This is a genomic window from Pseudomonas sp. YQ_5 (assembly GCF_043103305.1).
Lineage (GTDB): Bacteria > Pseudomonadota > Gammaproteobacteria > Pseudomonadales > Pseudomonadaceae > Aquipseudomonas > Aquipseudomonas putida_Y.
The window spans coordinates 12,148-28,130 of sequence record NZ_JBICJS010000047.1; the positions used below are offsets into that span (position 1 = coordinate 12,148).

Annotated in this window: 14 protein-coding genes and 2 pseudogenes; 13 read left to right on the forward strand and 3 right to left on the reverse strand. The window is 61.9% G+C overall.

The genetic code is table 11. From position 1 onward, the window contains the following. Positions 1–4 precede the first annotated feature (4 nt). Both ACF8EA_RS10880 and ACF8EA_RS10885 read right to left on the reverse strand, forming a co-directional pair. Complete coding sequence (locus ACF8EA_RS10880; RefSeq protein WP_101196370.1) at positions 5–796, reverse strand: phasin family protein; 792 nt, start codon at positions 794–796, stop codon at positions 5–7. Positions 797–806: 10 nt separating this feature from the next. Beyond that, positions 807–1,226 carry a phasin family protein gene (locus ACF8EA_RS10885; protein WP_014592667.1) on the reverse strand — a complete coding sequence of 140 codons (420 nt, stop codon included), beginning with the start codon at positions 1,224–1,226 and terminating at the stop codon, positions 807–809. A 179-nt stretch (positions 1,227–1,405) separates the two neighbouring features. Here ACF8EA_RS10885 and ACF8EA_RS10890 point away from each other — a divergent pair, with 179 nt between their 5' ends. Further along, positions 1,406–6,166 (forward strand): hypothetical protein, encoded by a 4,761-nt coding sequence (locus ACF8EA_RS10890; RefSeq protein ID WP_392522000.1) that lies wholly within the window; start codon positions 1,406–1,408, stop codon positions 6,164–6,166. Positions 6,167–6,184: 18 nt separating this feature from the next. Here ACF8EA_RS10890 and ACF8EA_RS10895 read toward each other — a convergent pair whose 3' ends face one another. Beyond that, positions 6,185–6,460 carry a polyhydroxyalkanoic acid system family protein gene (locus ACF8EA_RS10895; RefSeq protein WP_003249289.1) on the reverse strand — a complete coding sequence of 92 codons (276 nt, stop codon included), beginning with the start codon at positions 6,458–6,460 and terminating at the stop codon, positions 6,185–6,187. Between the two features lie 124 nt (positions 6,461–6,584). Here ACF8EA_RS10895 and ubiE point away from each other — a divergent pair, with 124 nt between their 5' ends. The 12 genes and pseudogenes from ubiE to ACF8EA_RS10955 all read left to right on the forward strand — a co-directional run. After that, positions 6,585–7,355, forward strand: coding sequence for a bifunctional demethylmenaquinone methyltransferase/2-methoxy-6-polyprenyl-1,4-benzoquinol methylase UbiE (gene ubiE / locus ACF8EA_RS10900; RefSeq protein ID WP_009682367.1), 771 nt, complete (start codon positions 6,585–6,587; stop codon positions 7,353–7,355). Beyond that, positions 7,355–7,978: an SCP2 domain-containing protein gene (locus ACF8EA_RS10905; protein WP_021783741.1), complete on the forward strand. Its 624-nt coding sequence runs from the start codon at positions 7,355–7,357 to the stop codon at positions 7,976–7,978. Before ubiE ends, ACF8EA_RS10905 begins: the two co-directional genes overlap by 1 nt. Beyond that, positions 7,975–9,597, forward strand: coding sequence for a ubiquinone biosynthesis regulatory protein kinase UbiB (gene ubiB, locus ACF8EA_RS10910; protein WP_103443686.1), 1,623 nt, complete (start codon positions 7,975–7,977; stop codon positions 9,595–9,597). Before ACF8EA_RS10905 ends, ubiB begins: the two co-directional genes overlap by 4 nt. Positions 9,598–9,669: 72 nt before the next feature. Continuing rightward, positions 9,670–10,062 carry a phosphoribosyl-AMP cyclohydrolase gene (hisI, locus tag ACF8EA_RS10915; protein ID WP_021783739.1) on the forward strand — a complete coding sequence of 131 codons (393 nt, stop codon included), beginning with the start codon at positions 9,670–9,672 and terminating at the stop codon, positions 10,060–10,062. Between the two features lies 1 nt (position 10,063). Then, positions 10,064–10,399 carry a phosphoribosyl-ATP diphosphatase gene (locus tag ACF8EA_RS10920; RefSeq protein ID WP_003249283.1) on the forward strand — a complete coding sequence of 112 codons (336 nt, stop codon included), beginning with the start codon at positions 10,064–10,066 and terminating at the stop codon, positions 10,397–10,399. An 81-nt stretch (positions 10,400–10,480) separates the two neighbouring features. After that, a complete protein-coding gene (locus ACF8EA_RS10925) occupies positions 10,481–10,753 on the forward strand; it encodes a twin-arginine translocase TatA/TatE family subunit (protein ID WP_016489564.1) in 273 nt (90 codons plus the stop codon). 3 nt (positions 10,754–10,756) lie between these two features. Further along, complete coding sequence (gene tatB / locus ACF8EA_RS10930) at positions 10,757–11,134, forward strand: Sec-independent protein translocase protein TatB (RefSeq protein ID WP_010955576.1); 378 nt, start codon at positions 10,757–10,759, stop codon at positions 11,132–11,134. Then, the gene (gene tatC / locus ACF8EA_RS10935; protein WP_103469607.1) at positions 11,131–11,919 is read left to right on the forward strand and encodes a twin-arginine translocase subunit TatC; all 789 of its coding nucleotides are present in this window, start codon (positions 11,131–11,133) and stop codon (positions 11,917–11,919) included. Before tatB ends, tatC begins: the two co-directional genes overlap by 4 nt. Next, complete coding sequence (locus tag ACF8EA_RS10940) at positions 11,916–12,623, forward strand: 16S rRNA (uracil(1498)-N(3))-methyltransferase (RefSeq protein ID WP_021783737.1); 708 nt, start codon at positions 11,916–11,918, stop codon at positions 12,621–12,623. The genes tatC and ACF8EA_RS10940 overlap by 4 nt, the downstream gene beginning before the upstream one ends. A 218-nt stretch (positions 12,624–12,841) precedes the next feature. Continuing rightward, positions 12,842–13,786, forward strand: a pseudogene (locus ACF8EA_RS10945) (methyl-accepting chemotaxis protein); the annotation flags it as partial. Between the two features lie 141 nt (positions 13,787–13,927). Next, the gene (locus ACF8EA_RS10950) at positions 13,928–14,641 is read left to right on the forward strand and encodes a methyl-accepting chemotaxis protein (RefSeq protein WP_392522026.1); all 714 of its coding nucleotides are present in this window, start codon (positions 13,928–13,930) and stop codon (positions 14,639–14,641) included. 202 nt (positions 14,642–14,843) lie between these two features. Then, positions 14,844–15,884: pseudogene (locus ACF8EA_RS10955) on the forward strand (methyl-accepting chemotaxis protein); the annotation flags it as partial. Positions 15,885–15,983: the final 99 nt, after the last annotated feature.

Below are 15,983 nucleotides of genomic sequence, written 5' to 3' on the forward strand. Positions count from 1 at the left end.
GGTATTAGATCAGGGTACCGGTGCCGGTAGGTGCCGATGGCGTGCTGCTGGCCGGGGTGGCGGCAGGTGCCGGTGCCGGTGCAGCGGTTGCGGCAGGAGCAGCGCTCGCCGCTGGGGCGGCTGGCTTGGCGGCTGCCGGTTTAGCCGGCGCCTTCTTCACCGCAGGTTTCTTGGCCGCTGCCGGCTTCGCCGCAGGCTTGGCTGCTGCGGGCTTGGCTGCAGGTTTTTCCGCTGCGGTTTTGGCTGCAGGTTTGGCCGCTGCGGTTTTGCCAGCAGGTTTGGCCGCCGTCGTTTTCGCCGCAGGCTTGGCTGCTGCCTTGGCCATTGGCTTGGCCGCGGCCTTGCTCGCAGCCGGCTTGGTCGCCGCAGTACGCGAGGAAATCGGCGTAACCGAAGCACCAGTCAACTTCTCGATCTGCTTGGTCAGGCTATCCACCTGCTGGTGCAGTGCCTTGATCTCGTTGCGGCTCGGTACGCCAAGACGCGAGATGGCACTGTTAAGGCGCTTGTCGAAGGCTTCTTCGAGTTCGCTCCACTTGCCCAACGCACGGTCCTTCACGCCCGATACCCGCGAAGTGGTCGAGGACTTTGCAGTCTCGGCAACATCTTCAGCCGTCTTTTTCGCCTGTTTCTCGGCCTTCTCGCCATCCTTCACCAGCGAGTCGAACAGCTTCGGGCCGTCCTGGTCGATCTTCGAATAGATACCCAGCCCCGCCAGCCAGATCTTGCGGGAGTATTTCTCGATCCCGCCGACCCAGGAGCTGCCTTCTTTTTCGGTGTTCTTCTTGCCAGCCATCCTGCTCTCCTTATGGTTTGTGCGCGACACGCTCAAGCAGCTCATGCAACTGTTCAAGCTTGATCGACAACGCCTCAACGTCATGTTTAGACGGAATACCCAGGCGATTCAAGGCGCGACCGACCCGTGCGTCGAAAGCTTTTTCGATCTTGTCGAGTTGAATTTCTACCTTGCCGCGTACGCGGCTCACTTCTTCACCGACTTCATCAAGCTGGTGGTTGGCGGCATCGAGCTCTTTGTCGATGCGCTTCTTGCCGCGAGTCTCGACACCTTCACCCGCCCTGACCAGCTCCTTGAAGTAGTCAGAGCCTTCCTGACCAACGCGGGCGTAGGCGCCGATACCGGCCAGCCAGATCTTGCGCGCATAGCCTCGCACCTCGCCAAGCGTACCCAGGGCTTCGTCTTTTTTCTTCACAATCACTTTGGCCATGCTGTGTACCTCATGCTCATGAGTGGTGGAAAACCGCCCACGGAGGTTGGGCTTGAACATAAGGTAGGGAAGAAAATTAGAAACCTCACCCTAAGGTCTTCGTTGTCGCATCTATATACCGCAAGCCCCTTCGCCCATAGCGCTAGCGTCGCAAGCTTCACCTCACGGACATCGACGCCATGACTGTTGTAGCAAACCCACCCAGGCTGACGTTCAAGCAAAGCGTGGCAGCCTGTTTCTCCAAACGACCCAGCCTGCGGGACGTTTTATCAAAGGAAGCATTCCAGACTTTCAGCGACCGGTATCCATGGTTGCACCGCAACCATCCTCATATCACATCGCTCGACCCTTTCGTCATCCTGCATGCACCGGCCAGCACAGATGATCTGCCACGTCAGAGCGGGCTGCTGGACGAGCTTCTCCGGCATTTCCTGACCAAGGAACGTGTGCAACTGGGCGCCTCAGACAAGCTGAGCATCAGCCCTCCCCATGTGTTTAAAATTCAGGAGCAAGGCCAGGACAACATTCGCCAACCCGAAATCATGCCGGACCTGACGAAGCTCAGCGATGACTTCGATACCGTGCTTGGTGCGTTGATACCGGCCTTCCAGCAAGCCCAGATCGGCTTCTGGAACGGGCTCGACGAAGACAGCCAAGTCTCGCGCATGCTCTGGCTGGAGCACACCATCAAGGCTGCATTGCTCGAGAACCTCCCTCGCCAAGGCCTTGGAGATGATGAAAAAGCGGCAATGTACGCCCTGCTCGACGGGGTATACGACAGCCTGGCTGTCGAGGCGATACAAGTCACGCTCGGAACGGATGGCGGGGCACACACCGTTACCCTACCGGATCTGTTGCTCATCACCACAAGCGGCACCCGCAGCCTGGTTCTGCAATGCAAGCCCTGCGGTTCGGTTCATCGCCATGTCGACCTGCCCAGCTTTGCCACCGCGCTGCAACGGCAGCTAGCGCAACGTTATCGCTTCGAAACGTTGTCCTGGGCACACTCGCCAGTAATCGGACGCCCTTTCGCCTTCCAGGTCAGGCAACTGCTGAACGATATCCTGGACGACATCGGCCGCCTGCGTATTGGCGGCCTGACAACCGTCGACGAACTGGAGCGACAACTGCGCCAGGTGAGCGACCCGTCAGCTTACTTCTTCAACCTGCCATCGCAGGAGCAAGCTGCACCCTCCGTCAGCCCGCCGCGATGGCTGCTCAATGCCAGCGCTGAGGACCGCTACGCCTACCACACTGCACTGCTCGATCTGGCGGCGAGCCAAGGTCGGTCGAAGGGCTGCACATCCCTGGGCGATGTCGAGGATATCCGTGATTACGCCGCTCGCCGCTTGCGTGAGACCCTGCAGACCAGCTACCCAGACAAGGCGGTACACGACCCGAACAAGGTGCACATCCGCATTTCCCAGGCCATCATCGGCGCCGCTACACAAGGGCAGTCACTGTTCTTGTACTCGGTGCCCCTGACCGATTTGGCAGTTTCACGCCTGCGGCTGGAGGCTGGCGAGGTGATGAGCGGGATGAACTTCGAGGACGGCTCGCCTGTGACCGACTGGCTGAGCATCGACCAGATCAGGGGCCTGATTCATCAGGTCGACATCGGCGGTCACTACCCCTCCTACCTGAAGGACCAAGTCAACACCCAGCCGCGCAGGGCCGAGCGAATCCGCCAGCATGCCAGGGAATGGCGTTACGCCCTTCGGTTCAGCACGCTGAAGGCCAAGATCGAGCGACAGCTTGGCGAAGCGGCAAGCCAGGCAATGCTCAGGTTCTGCCAGGGCATGGACAATGGCGTGGACCTTCTGCGCATCGCCCCCCTGGCGTTCCTTTGCGCGCCTGGCGCTTCGGCAAGCGATGTGGCGCACGGGATGTTCATCATCGAAATACCGGCAAGCGGCAGCTGGGTCTTGTACCGCCCATTCTATGCCGACAGGGCGTTGCAGGAATTTCCGAACCTCGAATTGCTGATGGACGCAATCCGCAGCAGGGGCGAACTGCAAGAGAGCGTACTGGCCTGGCTTGAGGATGACGCGCGTCCGACTTACCAGAACGACGGGTTCAAGCACCCGCACCTGCACCCGAACATGACCAAGCTGACGCACCTGCTCAATGTGCCGGTCGAGCTGCTGGACCACCTTTTGCAACGCCTCAGACGCCCGGTCCAGGCCTCGTTCCAGGCCTGGACGGAAGATCTGGACACTCATCTGTTCAACGCCCGTATCGAGACCATGTTATTGGCCTCAGCCAGCAACAGCGTCTCCAATGCCCAGGAAGTGCGGGCTTTGGTGAAGGAGGCTGCGTGGGCGATCTTCAATACCGTCACCCAACTTTGGCATGGCCCGATGACCACCCTGGTGTGGCTGGTGGTGGCGCTGTCGGCAGTCAAGGAAGACGTCGAGGCGCTGATCAAGCGCAGCGGTGACGACAAGATCGTCGCAGCCATAGACCTGGTCACCAACCTGGCCTTGCTCCTTGCCCACCGCCCTGCAACGCCACCTGCCAACAGCGAAGAGCCCGCCAGGCTACGTTTTTCAGGCCCTGCGCCGAAGGAAGAGACCCCGCCCCCAGCGCTCGAGCAGCCACAGGAGAAACCGTGGCAGCCCCCCGTCGAGGCGCCACGGCCCACGCTCGTGCGTGTAGATGGCTGGCATGACGGGCAGCGCCTGAGCAACCTGTCGGTACAGGAGCGCCAGTCACTGGCCCAACTGCAAGCCTCGCAGCCACTCGAAGGGCACGCGCCACTGACAAGGGGCCGTTTGCGTGGGTTGTACAATATTGCCGGCCGTTACTACGCCAAGTTGGGCGATGGCGCCTATGAGGTCATCGAGACGTGGAACGGCATGCAGATCATCGGCCCCGAGCCGAGCAGCAGCGAGTGGGTGTCCCAATGGAATGGCGCCCCGGACGGCTACCATATCGTTGGCCGTGAACGCCAAAAAGGCCCCTGGCTGACGCGCTGGAATGGCCAATGGACCGTGAATCTGAACCTCTCTGGCGGCATGCCAAGGAACAGGCAATCCATCAACGCTGAAAACCGCCAGCGGTTCGACACCTTGAGTACAACCGCCACGGCGAACCAACAAGCGCTGAACCAGATGGCGCCACTTATGGAACGCAGCCAAGTGCAACTGCAGGCTTATGACGACCTCGCGCTGGAGTACAGCCTGGCTGTCGATGCTCTGCCTGCACAGGAGCGCGCTTCACCGCCGCCAGCATTGCAACTTCAGAGGCAGGCACTCAAAGCCCAGCGCCTGCGCCACTTGCCAGAGATCAGGGCATCCGCGCTCTACCTGGAACGGCAGAGCACGCTGTTGCATGGGAACATCGAAGTGTTCAAGGAGATGGCCGAACCACGGTTCAGCAAATTCGACACCCGAGCCCCGAGCCGACGCCGATACGGCAATTGGTACGGCGCAGCCATCGAAAACGACATGCTGCTGTGCCGACGCTTGCTGGAGCAGGTCGACCACCAGGCACTGAGCGCACAGGCCACCGGGCTGCCCCGCGTTCCAGAGACTGCCGAGCAGATACAGCAATACCTCGACTATCGCGAGCGGGTACGCGATTCCTGCCAAGCCAGCCGCCGCCTGCTTGTCGTCAGCCAGCGGCTGGACCGGATCCTGGCGGAAACACTGCAGGACCCCAAGATCGATTTTGCCAATAAAGCCACGAAACTCGCTCAGACCATCCGACGCAGAACGTATTCGACATTGGTCATTCGGGCCCAGCTGCTCAGTGACCTGGCCTACCTCGCCGTGGACAAGAGCCGCCTCTCTGCGGACACGGCCGAGGATTTGCTTGCGATGCGCGCGCCGCTCAGCGGCATCGAATTCAGCAGCACGGTATGGAGCCACGACGGGCTGGCAGCCACCGAAGAGACGGCCCAGGTCAAAGCCGAACTGCTTGAGGATATCCTTCAGAAATACCGTACCGTGCTGGACCGCGCCCAATACATGAAAACGCTGGACTCGCCTGCGCTGGTCGCTGACGTACTGGACGAATACATACGCGAACTGTCCACGATTGCCCAGATCACAGAGCAGCAACTGAGCGCGACCTTGACCAACCTCGACAGCGGCATCAGCCCCCCCTCGCCAACGCCCTATCATCGGCCCGCGACGATCAGACGCCGGGTCATCCGTGTTGACCGAGGTCGACCGCTACTGGTGGAAATCGATCAAATGGGCAACCGTGCTATCCAGCGCAGTGCATTCAACCAGGAGCCTGCGGGCAGCTTCACGCAACGCGACGGGGTGTGGCATGCCGTGCCTGAGCAAGCGCGGCCGGCCCAGCATGACCGCGCACAGCTGCGCCAGCGAGCAAACCGCCTGCTGGCAGAGGTGGATGGAAAAATCGCCTTCGCCGCTCACTATGCCGATGAGCCCAACAGCCTGAGCGACTTTCTGGAATGGCCGGCAGGTGACATGCGCGAAGTGCAGCAGCAACTGACCGAGCTTAACAATCCACTGGATTACGGCTTGGTCGAACTCCTTCGGGCAGCGGTAGACCGCGTCCATCACGAAAAACTTCGGCTACTCACCGACGCGTATCTGAACACCCGACATCCCGACGGCAAGGCCCTTCGCTTCCTGGCTGAGCAGAACCGGATTCGAATCAGGCAAACCGTGATTCGCCGACAGTTACGTCACGCCAATGATTACCTCGACGTCTACGAGGTTCGCGATGTACAAGCGCCACAGCGGTTACTGTGGGAGGCGCATTTTCATTATCCCAGCCTCGAAGCGAGGGGGCATGACTTCGTGAAGGGCCACCTCAAATTCTGGGATGCAGGCGTAAGGGGCCGAAAGGCCATGCTTGAGCGGGCCGCAGACGCACGCGAGCGCATCGCGATCTACCGCGGCGATCTGCGCCTGGAGCAGGTGATTGGTATCATTCCTTTCCCGGCGGACGCGCCACAGTAGCCACAGGGCGGCGCCGGCTCAGGCCAGGGCCTTGTCCAGCGCCCGCTCGATTTCACCTTTGATGGTGCCGCTCATCATCGACAGCATCATGCCCAGCTTCAATTCGACGCGGATGCTGTCGTCGCCAATGTGCACACTGCCATTGGCGCCACTGCGCGCAACGTCCACACGGTCACCGTTCCAGGTGGCCTTGAGGTCGTACTCGCGGCTGAGCTTGTCGACCAGCGCTTCGGCCTTGGCGCGGGCGGCATCACGGCCGAGGGAGTGTTTGCGTTCGACGCTGATCTGGGTCATGCGGACGTTCCTGAAGATGTAGACATAATGCGCATTATGCCCGCCCCTGCCCGCTGGCACACCCCGCCAAGACAAATCCGCCCGTTCGCCCTAGAATGGCGGTAATTTTTTCCGGTGAAGCGATATGAACGACCAGCGCAAAGGCGACCACGCCGAACCCACCACCCATTTCGGCTATCAGGACGTGCCTGAAAGCCAGAAGGCGAAGAAAGTCGCCGAAGTGTTCCACTCGGTGGCAGCCAAGTACGACCTGATGAACGACGTGCTTTCCGGCGGCATGCACCGCCTGTGGAAGCGCTTTACCATCGAGCTGTCAGGCGTGCGCAGCGGCAACCGCGTGCTGGACATCGCCGGCGGTACCGGTGACCTGGCGGCCAAGTTCTCGCGTCTTGTCGGGCCGACCGGACAGGTGGTGCTGGCCGACATCAACGATTCGATGCTCAAGGTAGGCCGTGACCGCCTGCTTGACCGCGGCGTGGCCGGCAATATCGAGTTCGTCCAGGCCGATGCTGAAAAGCTGCCGTTCCCGGACAACCACTTCGACTGCGTGACCATTGCTTTCGGCCTGCGCAACGTCACCCACAAGGACGCCGCCATCCGTTCGATGCTGCGCGTGCTCAAGCCCGGTGGCCGTCTGTTGATCCTGGAGTTCTCCAAGCCGACCAACAAGCTGATGTCCAAGGCCTACGACGCCTACTCGTTCGCTTTCATGCCGCTGGCTGGCAAGCTGATCACCAATGACTCCGAGAGCTACCGTTACCTCGCCGAGTCGATCCGCATGCACCCTGACCAGGAAACCCTGAAGAGCATGATGGTCGAGGCCGGTTTCGACCGCGTCACCTATCACAACATGACCAGCGGCATCGTTGCCGTGCACCGGGGAATCAAACCCTGATGTTGCTGGCCGGGCTGCTCGCCAGCGTCGAACATGGCCTGAACCGCGTCCTGCGCATGGACAGCACGGCCCTGCCGCGGCTGGCCGCGCTGGAAGGCAAGGTCATCGAAATCGACTGCCGCCAACCGGCCCTGCAGCTGTTCATCTTGCCCGACGAAGAAGGCCTGATGCTCGCCGCCCACTGGCAGGGTGAGGTCGACTGCAGCCTGCGCGCCCCCGCCGGTAGCCTGGCGCAACTGGCCCTGGCCAAGGACAAGACCGCCGTGCTGCACAGCCCGCAAGTCGAGCTGCACGGCGACAGCGCCGTACTGCTTGACCTGTTCGGCGTGCTGCAGGACCTGGAACTGGACTGGGAGCACGAGTTGCAACGCTGGCTTGGCCCGGTCGCCACAGCAATGCTGGCCGGCCATATCCGCCTGCGCGCTCGCTGGACTCGCCAAGGTCTGGCACGTTTCAGCCAGAACCTGTCCGAATACCTGGCCGAGGAATCCCGCACCCTGGTCGGCAAGCGCGAGGCCGAAGCCGCCTTCAGCGAACTCGATGCCTTGAAACTTGATACAGAACGCCTCGAAGCGCGCCTCAGGCGCCTGTCCCGATCCCTTGATACCAGCGATAACGCATGAAGCTGCTCGCCGTCCGACGTCTTTTTCGCATCCAGCGTGTGGTGATCCGCTACCGCCTCGATGACCTGCTGTTCGACCAACCCTTGCTGCCCTGGTGGCTGGCCAGCCTGCGCCTGTTGATGCCGTGGCGCTGGCTGCCACGCAAGCCCACCGAGCTCAGCCGTGGCGCGCGCCTGCGCCTGGCGCTGCAGGACCTGGGGCCGATCTTCATCAAGTTCGGCCAGTTGCTGTCCACCCGCCGCGACCTGCTGCCCCCGGACATCGCCGACGAACTGATGCGGTTGCAGGACCGTGTGCCCCCCTTCGACCCGAAAAAAGCCGTGGCCTTGATCGAGGAACAGCTCGGTGCCAAGGTCGGCGAGGTGTTCAGCCGCTTCGACGTCGAGCCACTGGCATCGGCCTCGGTGGCCCAGGTGCACGCCGCACGCCTGAAAACCGGTGAAGAGGTGGTGGTCAAGGTGGTGCGTCCGGGCCTGAAACCGGTCATCGCCCAAGACCTGGCCTGGCTGTTCCTGATCGCCAAGGCCGCCGAACGCGCCTCGGCGGATGCCCGTCGCCTGCACCCGGTGGAAATCGTCGGCGACTACGAAAAAACCATCTACGACGAGCTCGACCTGCTGCGCGAGGCTGCCAACGCCAGCCAGCTGCGGCGCAACTTCGAAGGCTCCGAGCTGATGTACGTGCCCCAGGTGTACTGGGACCTGTGCCGCCCCAAGGTGTTGGTGATGGAACGCATCTACGGCGTACCGGTGACCGACATGACCACCCTGGCCGACCAGCGCACCGACATGAAGCTGCTGGCCGAGCGCGGCGTGGAAGTGTTCTTCACCCAAGTGTTCCGCGACAGCTTCTTCCATGCCGACATGCACCCCGGCAACATCTTCGTCAGCACGGTCAAGCCGTGGAGCCCGCAGTACATTGCCATCGACTGCGGCATCGTCGGCAGCCTCACCGCCGAGGACCAGGACTACCTGGCGCGCAACCTGTTTGCCTTCTTCAAGCGCGACTACCGCCGCGTCGCCCAGTTGCACATCGACTCGGGCTGGGTGCCGGCAAACACCAAGGTGAACGAGTTCGAAGCAGCGATTCGCACCGTGTGCGAGCCGATCTTCGAAAAACCGTTAAAAGATATTTCCTTCGGCCAGGTGCTGATGCGCCTGTTCCAGACCGCACGGCGCTTCAACATGGAAGTGCAGCCACAGCTGGTATTGCTGCAGAAAACCCTGCTCAACATCGAAGGCCTGGGCCGTCAGCTGTACCCCGACCTGGACCTGTGGAGCACCGCCAAGCCGTACCTCGAACGCTGGATGCGCGACCGCTATAGCCCCAAGGCCGTATTCGGCAACCTGCACAGCCAGGTAGAGCAATTGCCGCACCTGGCCGGCATGACCCGCGACCTGCTCGAACGCCTGTCGCAGCCTCACCTGCACGATCCACAATTGCCGGAGCGGCGCCGCCAGGGCGACCGCTGGGCGCTGCGCCTGCTGGGCGCCGGCCTGCTTGGCGGTGGCGCAGTCTTGGCCGCAGGCGCTGCCGAAACCGCCAGCCTGGCCGCCCCGGCCGCCTGGCCCGCCTGGCTGATGCTGGCTGCAGGCCTTTACCTGATCGTGCGCCAATAGCCAGCCGCGCCTGTGGCTGGCACACTAGCGCAAAGGGCCCGGCACAGGAGCGGGCCCGCTTTGGAGTCGACGATGAAAGACTGGCTGGACGAGATCAAGTGGAACAGCGATGGCCTGGTACCGGCAATCGCTCAGGACCACAAGACCGGACGTGTGCTGATGATGGCCTGGATGAACCGTGAATCGCTGGCCCTGACCGCCGCCGAGCAGCGTGCCATCTACTGGTCGCGTTCGCGTGGCAAGCTGTGGCGTAAAGGCGAGGAGTCCGGGCACGTGCAAAAACTGCATGAGCTGCGCCTGGACTGCGACGCCGACGTGATCATCCTGATGGTCGAGCAACTGGGCCATATCGCCTGCCATACCGGTCGTGAAAGCTGCTTCTACCGCGTCTATGAAGACGGCCAGTGGAAAATCGTCGACCCGGTCCTGAAGGACCCGGATGCCATCTACAACGCAGGACACTGACATGAGCGACACCCTCAACCGCCTGGCCGAAGTGCTTGAAGAACGCAAGCAAGCGGCGCCTGACAGCTCCTACGTGGCCAGCCTGTACCACAAGGGCCTGAACAAGATCCTTGAAAAGCTCGGCGAAGAGTCGGTCGAAACGATCATTGCTGCCAAGGATGCCCAAATCAGCAAGGATTACAGCGATGTCATCTACGAAACCGCCGACCTGTGGTTTCATAGCCTGGTGATGCTCAGTGCGCTGGGCCAGCATCCACAAGCCGTGCTGGATGAACTGGAACGCCGCTTCGGCTTGTCCGGGCATGATGAGAAGGCCGCACGCCAGCCATCTGCCTGACGTTTTATTGGGGGCGCCCGCTCCCACAGGCACCGGGTTGCCGGATCGATATGCTGTACACACAATTTTCAGGAGTACGAAATGGGTATCTTTGACTGGAAACACTGGATCGTCCTGCTGGTGGTCGTGGTTCTGGTGTTCGGCACCAAGAAACTGAAGAACTTCGGCAGCGACCTGGGCGAATCGATCAAGGGCTTCCGCAAGGCCATGAACGAAGAAGAGACCAAACCGGCCGAGCAGACTCCGCCGCCTGCCCAACCGGTGCCACCGGTGCAAAACACCGCGCAGCCGCAACAAGGCCACACCATCGAGGGCCAGGCCCAACCGGTCCAAGAGCCGCAGCGGAAAGACTGATCCATGTTCGGCATGAGTTTCAGCGAGCTGCTGCTTGTCGGCCTGGTTGCCCTGCTGGTGCTCGGCCCTGAGCGCCTGCCGGGTGCCGCGCGCACGGCAGGCCTGTGGATCGGGCGGCTCAAGCGCAGCTTCAACAGCATCAAGATGGAAGTGGAGCGCGAAATTGGCGCCGACGACATCCGCCGCCAGCTGCATAACGAGCACATCCTGCAGATGGAAGAGGAAGCCAAGCGCATCCTCAACCCCATGACGCCACCCGCGCAGCCGCCGGTCACCACGGCCAGCGTGCAGCCACCTGCCGGGCTCGAAGCCAAGCCGGTCGAAGCACCCGCTGCCCCGGCCGCACCGTCTGAACCGCCTCAACCGCCGCGAGCCCCATGAGCGAGAATCCGGAACACGACCAGCCAATGCCGCTGGTTTCACACCTGACCGAACTGCGCACCCGCCTGCTGCGCTGCGTTGCCGTCATTTTCCTGATCTTTGCCGGGCTGTTCTCCTTCGCCCAGCAGATCTACACACTGGTTTCCGCGCCACTGCGCGAGCACTTGCCGGCCAATGCAACGATGATCGCCACCGATGTGGCCTCGCCGTTCCTCACGCCGTTCAAGCTGACCATGATAGTGGCGCTGTTCCTGGCCATCCCGTTCATCCTCCAGCAGATCTGGGGCTTTATCGCCCCCGGGCTGTACCGTCACGAGAAGCGCATTGCCATTCCGCTGCTCGTATCGAGCATCCTGCTGTTCTACGCCGGCATGGCCTTTGCCTATTTCCTTGTGTTCCCGCTGATGTTCAAGTTCTTCGCCGCTGCCACCCCGGCAGGCGTAGCGATGATGACCGACATCGCAAGCTACCTCGACTTCGTGATGACGCTGTTCTTCGCCTTTGGCGTGGCCTTCGAAATCCCGGTGGCAGTGGTGCTGCTGGTGTGGATCGGCGTGGTCGACGTGAAGTACCTGAAAAAGGCCCGCCCCTATGTGATCATCGGCTGCTTCGTGGTCGGCATGGTCCTCACCCCACCGGACATCTTCTCCCAGACCCTGCTGGCCGTGCCCATGTGGCTGCTGTTCGAGATCGGTGTGCTGTGCGGCAGCCTGATCCGCAAGCGCAGCGCCCACGACGAAACCGCCGACGACCATAACGACCAGCCACCTGCGACCCAACCGTGAACCTGTTGCTTCTTGAAGAGGCCGACTTCGTTTCGGCCAACCGCGTCGTTCTTGCTGATCGGCGCTTCACCCATATGCAGGAAATCCACCGCGTGGCGGTGGGTGACAACCTGCGCGTGGGCCGTATCAATGGCCTGATGGGCAAGGCCACGGTGCTGCGCCTGGAAAAACACGAAGCCGAGCTGGCAGTGGCCTTCGACCAGCAGCCACCGGCCAAGCTGCCGCTGACCCTGGTGCTGGCGGTGCCTCGGCCCAAAATGCTGCGACGGCTGTTTCAGACCGTGGCCACACTGGGTGTACCGCGGCTGATCCTGCTGAACAGCTACAAGGTCGAGAAAAGCTTCTGGCAAACGCCCTTCCTGCAGCCCGACACCATTCGCGAGAACCTGATCCTGGGCCTGGAACAAGCGCGCGACACCGTGCTGCCCGAGGTTATCATCGAAAAGCGCTTCAAGCCTTTTGTCGAAGACCGCCTGCCCACCATCGCCGCCGGCACCCTGGGCCTGGTCGGCCACCCCGGCCCTTACCCAGCCTGTCCCCGCGCCGTAGAACAAGCCGTTACCCTGGCCATCGGCCCCGAGGGCGGCTGGATCCCCTACGAAATCGACCTGCTGGGCAAGGCAGGCCTGGCGCCGGTGCAGCTGGGTGATCGCATCTTGCGGGTGGAGACCGCCGTCACCGCGCTGCTTTCGCGTATTTTCTGACACAAACACCCCTTTTTTGCCCATCAAGTTTCCCTCTCCCGGGCCGATGGCCTTGGCAACAAAACAGTTATTTGTGCTGCCAAGCCGCCGGGGAGTCGAACATGTATCAATGGTTAGCCCAATCGCTGGGCAATGTGAGCGTCAATCGCAAACTGGGGCTGGGTTTCGGCCTGGTGCTACTGTTGACCTTGGCTATTACCCTGGTTGGCTGGCACGGCATGGACAGCATCATCGACCGTGGCGACAAACTGGGAAACATTTCTGTCGTCCAGCAATACACCCAGGAGCTGCGCATCGCCCGCCAGCTCTACGATCGCCGCCGCGACGACGCTTCGCTGGCAGAGCTGGAAAAAGCCCTGAGCAACCTCGACCGCCAGGTGCAACTGATGCTTGGCCAGATCGAGCAACCCGCCGACCGCCAGCGCCTCGAACAGCAGCGCGAGGCAGTGCGCGTCTACCAGCAGGCATTCAACGAGCTGAAGCAGGCCGAACAACGCCGCGAAGCAAGCCGTGATGTACTGGGTAACAGCGCCGATAAAGTCGTTGAATTGATTGGCCGAGTACAACGTAGCCTGCTGCAAGGTGCAGACATCAATCAGTACCAGCACGCGGTGGACGTCAGCGCATTGCTGCAACAAGCGCGTTTCCAGGTGCGTGGCTACACCTACAGCGGCAATGCCGATTTCCAGCAAACGGCACTGAAGGCCATCGACCAGGCCTTGGCCGAGCTGCGCGCACTGCCGGCCAAAGTGCCAGCCGAACATGCTGCCAACCTGGATGATGCCGCCACGGCCATGGGCGGCTACCGCGATGCCGTGACCCAGTTCGGTGATGCCCAGCGTGCCAGTGAACAAGCGCTGCAAAGCATGGCTGAACAAGGCACGGTATTGCTGCAGGCCAGCCAGACGATGACCACCTCGCAAACCGAGGTGCGTAATGCTGCTGCCGCGCAGGCCAAAACACTGCTCACAGTCGCCACCGTGCTGGCACTGGCCCTTGGCCTGCTGGCCGCCTGGGCCATTACCCGGCAGATCATCATCCCTCTGCGCCAGACCCTGCACGCCGCAGAACGCGTGGCCAGCGGAGACCTGACCCAAAGCCTGCAGGTGCAACGCCGCGACGAACTGGGCCAATTGCAAGCCAGCATGCATCGCATGACCCAAGGCTTGCGTGAACTGATCGGCGGCATTGGCGACGGCGTCACGCAGATTGCCAGCGCTGCCGAGGAGCTGTCGGCGGTGACAGAACAGACCAGCGCCGGGGTCAACAACCAGAAGGTCGAAACCGACCAGGTGGCGACGGCCATGAACCAGATGACAGCCACCGTGCACGATGTGGCACGCAATGCCGAACAGGCTTCGGAAGCCGCCCTGATGGCCGACCAGCAGGCCCGCGAGGGCGATCGCGTGGTGGGCGAGGCGGTGGCACAGATCGAGCGTCTGGCAAGCGAAGTGGTCAACTCCAGCGAAGCGATGAACCTGCTCAAGACCGAAAGCGACAAGATCGGCAGCGTACTCGACGTGATCAAATCGGTGGCCCAGCAAACCAACCTGTTAGCCCTCAACGCGGCAATCGAAGCGGCCCGCGCCGGTGAGGCCGGGCGTGGCTTTGCCGTGGTTGCCGACGAAGTGCGTAGCTTGGCCCAACGCACACAGCAGTCGACCGAAGAGATCGAAGAGTTGATTGCCGGCCTGCAAAGCGGCACCCAACGGGTGGCCAGCGTGATGGACAACAGCCGCCAACTGACCGACAGCAGCGTCGAGCTGACCCGCCGCGCCGGCAGCTCGTTGGAAACCATCACCCGCACGGTGTCGTCGATTCAGGCGATGAACCAGCAGATTGCCACGGCGGCCGAGGAGCAGACGGCGGTGGCCGAGGAGATCAACCGCAGCGTGATGAATGTGCGTGATATTTCCGACCAGACCTCGGCGGCGAGTGAGGAGACCGCCAGCTCCAGCGTGGAACTGGCGCGGTTGGGTACCCACTTGCAAGGGTTGGTTGGGCGGTTCACGCTCTGATCTGAACTAGCGGTCGCCCGGTCGGGCCTCTTCGCGGTTTTACCCGCGAGGAGGCGGCACCGGACGAACTGTTTCCTACTTCTAGCGGCGAAATTTCCTACCTGATTATCAGGTCAAGTCCTACAACTCCGCTGCCGATGGGCAGAGATGTGATGCCAGCCATGCGCCTGCATCCTTTCTCTCACTCGCTCGGAGATTCCCCATGCTTGGCTCCCTCAACCGCAAGCTCGGCAACATCAGTGTCGCCGCCAAGCTGGCCCTCGGCTTCGCCGTGGTCCTGCTGCTCACCCTGGCCACCACCATCAGCGGCTGGCGTGCCCTGGATGGTGCCATCGTGCGCTCACAGCAACTCAGTGAAATAGGCCTGATCAACGACCTGACAAAAGACCTGCGCGCGGAACGCATCACCTACCGCGTGCTCAACGACGATGCCAGCAGAGCGCGCATCAGCAACATCCTCGACCAGCTCAATAGCATGCTGACCACCCTGCAGCAACGCAGCAACGTCGATGAGTCACGGCAGTTGCTGACAGAAAAAATGGCATTGTTACAGAGCCTGCGCGACAACTTCAGCGAACTGCAGCGCAGCGTCGCCAGCCGTGTAGCCCTGCGCGAAGCCCTGCAGTCGCAGGAGCAAGCACTCAGCGTGGCGATTGACGAACTGCAGACCCAGGCCTTGCTGAAAATGCCTGACGACAGTCAGCAAAGTGGTGTGCTGGGCCTGATGGACACCCTCAGCCGGCATGTCGAAGGTGCCAACCAGCAAAGCCTGGTTCCAGCCTACACCTTCGTCCCGGTCGAGGATTTTGCCAAAGTCGGTGATAACGCCCTGGACGCCGCCAACAGTAGCCTTGCGCAACTGCTTGAAGGCCTTGCACCGTTGGGCTTGCCACGTGCCATCAGTGAGCAACCCGGTGTCGAGCTGAGCAAGTACCGCACCAGCCTGGATCAGTACCGCCGCGCCGCCGTACGTGTCGAGCAGTTGCAGAACAACATGGAAAACATGGGCAACGAGCTGCGAACGGTTAGCCTCGAACTGGGCAAACGCAAGGTCGAACAACGCGACAGTGAGGCCCTGGCCGCCCGGTCGCTGCTGACCAGTGTGGCACTGCTGGCAATGGTGGTAGGGGCGCTGGCCGCCTGGCTGATCACCTTGCAGATCACCCAGCCACTGCGCCAGACACTGGCTGTGGCTGCCCGCATCGCCAAGGGTGACCTGAGCCAGGTCGACACCGTGCAACGTCGCGACGAAATGGGCCAGTTGCAAACCAGCATGCGCGAAATGACCTTGAGCCTGCGCGAGCTGATCGGTGGCATTGATCAGGGTGTCGGCCAGCTTTCA

Excerpts from the sequence above, each read along its gene's own strand:
- ACF8EA_RS10880 (WP_101196370.1), bottom strand. The coding sequence starts at position 796 with ATGGCTGGCAAGAAGAACACCGAAAAAGAAGGCAGCTCCTGGGTCGGC.
- ACF8EA_RS10885 (WP_014592667.1), bottom strand. The coding sequence starts at position 1,226 with ATGGCCAAAGTGATTGTGAAGAAAAAAGACGAAGCCCTGGGTACGCTT.
- ACF8EA_RS10890 (WP_392522000.1), top strand. The coding sequence starts at position 1,406 with ATGACTGTTGTAGCAAACCCACCCAGGCTGACGTTCAAGCAAAGCGTG.
- ACF8EA_RS10895 (WP_003249289.1), bottom strand. The coding sequence starts at position 6,460 with ATGACCCAGATCAGCGTCGAACGCAAACACTCCCTCGGCCGTGATGCC.
- ubiE (WP_009682367.1), top strand. The coding sequence starts at position 6,585 with ATGAACGACCAGCGCAAAGGCGACCACGCCGAACCCACCACCCATTTC.
- ACF8EA_RS10905 (WP_021783741.1), top strand. The coding sequence starts at position 7,355 with ATGTTGCTGGCCGGGCTGCTCGCCAGCGTCGAACATGGCCTGAACCGC.
- ubiB (WP_103443686.1), top strand. The coding sequence starts at position 7,975 with ATGAAGCTGCTCGCCGTCCGACGTCTTTTTCGCATCCAGCGTGTGGTG.
- hisI (WP_021783739.1), top strand. The coding sequence starts at position 9,670 with ATGAAAGACTGGCTGGACGAGATCAAGTGGAACAGCGATGGCCTGGTA.
- ACF8EA_RS10920 (WP_003249283.1), top strand. The coding sequence starts at position 10,064 with ATGAGCGACACCCTCAACCGCCTGGCCGAAGTGCTTGAAGAACGCAAG.
- ACF8EA_RS10925 (WP_016489564.1), top strand. The coding sequence starts at position 10,481 with ATGGGTATCTTTGACTGGAAACACTGGATCGTCCTGCTGGTGGTCGTG.
- tatB (WP_010955576.1), top strand. The coding sequence starts at position 10,757 with ATGTTCGGCATGAGTTTCAGCGAGCTGCTGCTTGTCGGCCTGGTTGCC.
- tatC (WP_103469607.1), top strand. The coding sequence starts at position 11,131 with ATGAGCGAGAATCCGGAACACGACCAGCCAATGCCGCTGGTTTCACAC.
- ACF8EA_RS10950 (WP_392522026.1), top strand. The coding sequence starts at position 13,928 with ATGAACCAGATGACAGCCACCGTGCACGATGTGGCACGCAATGCCGAA.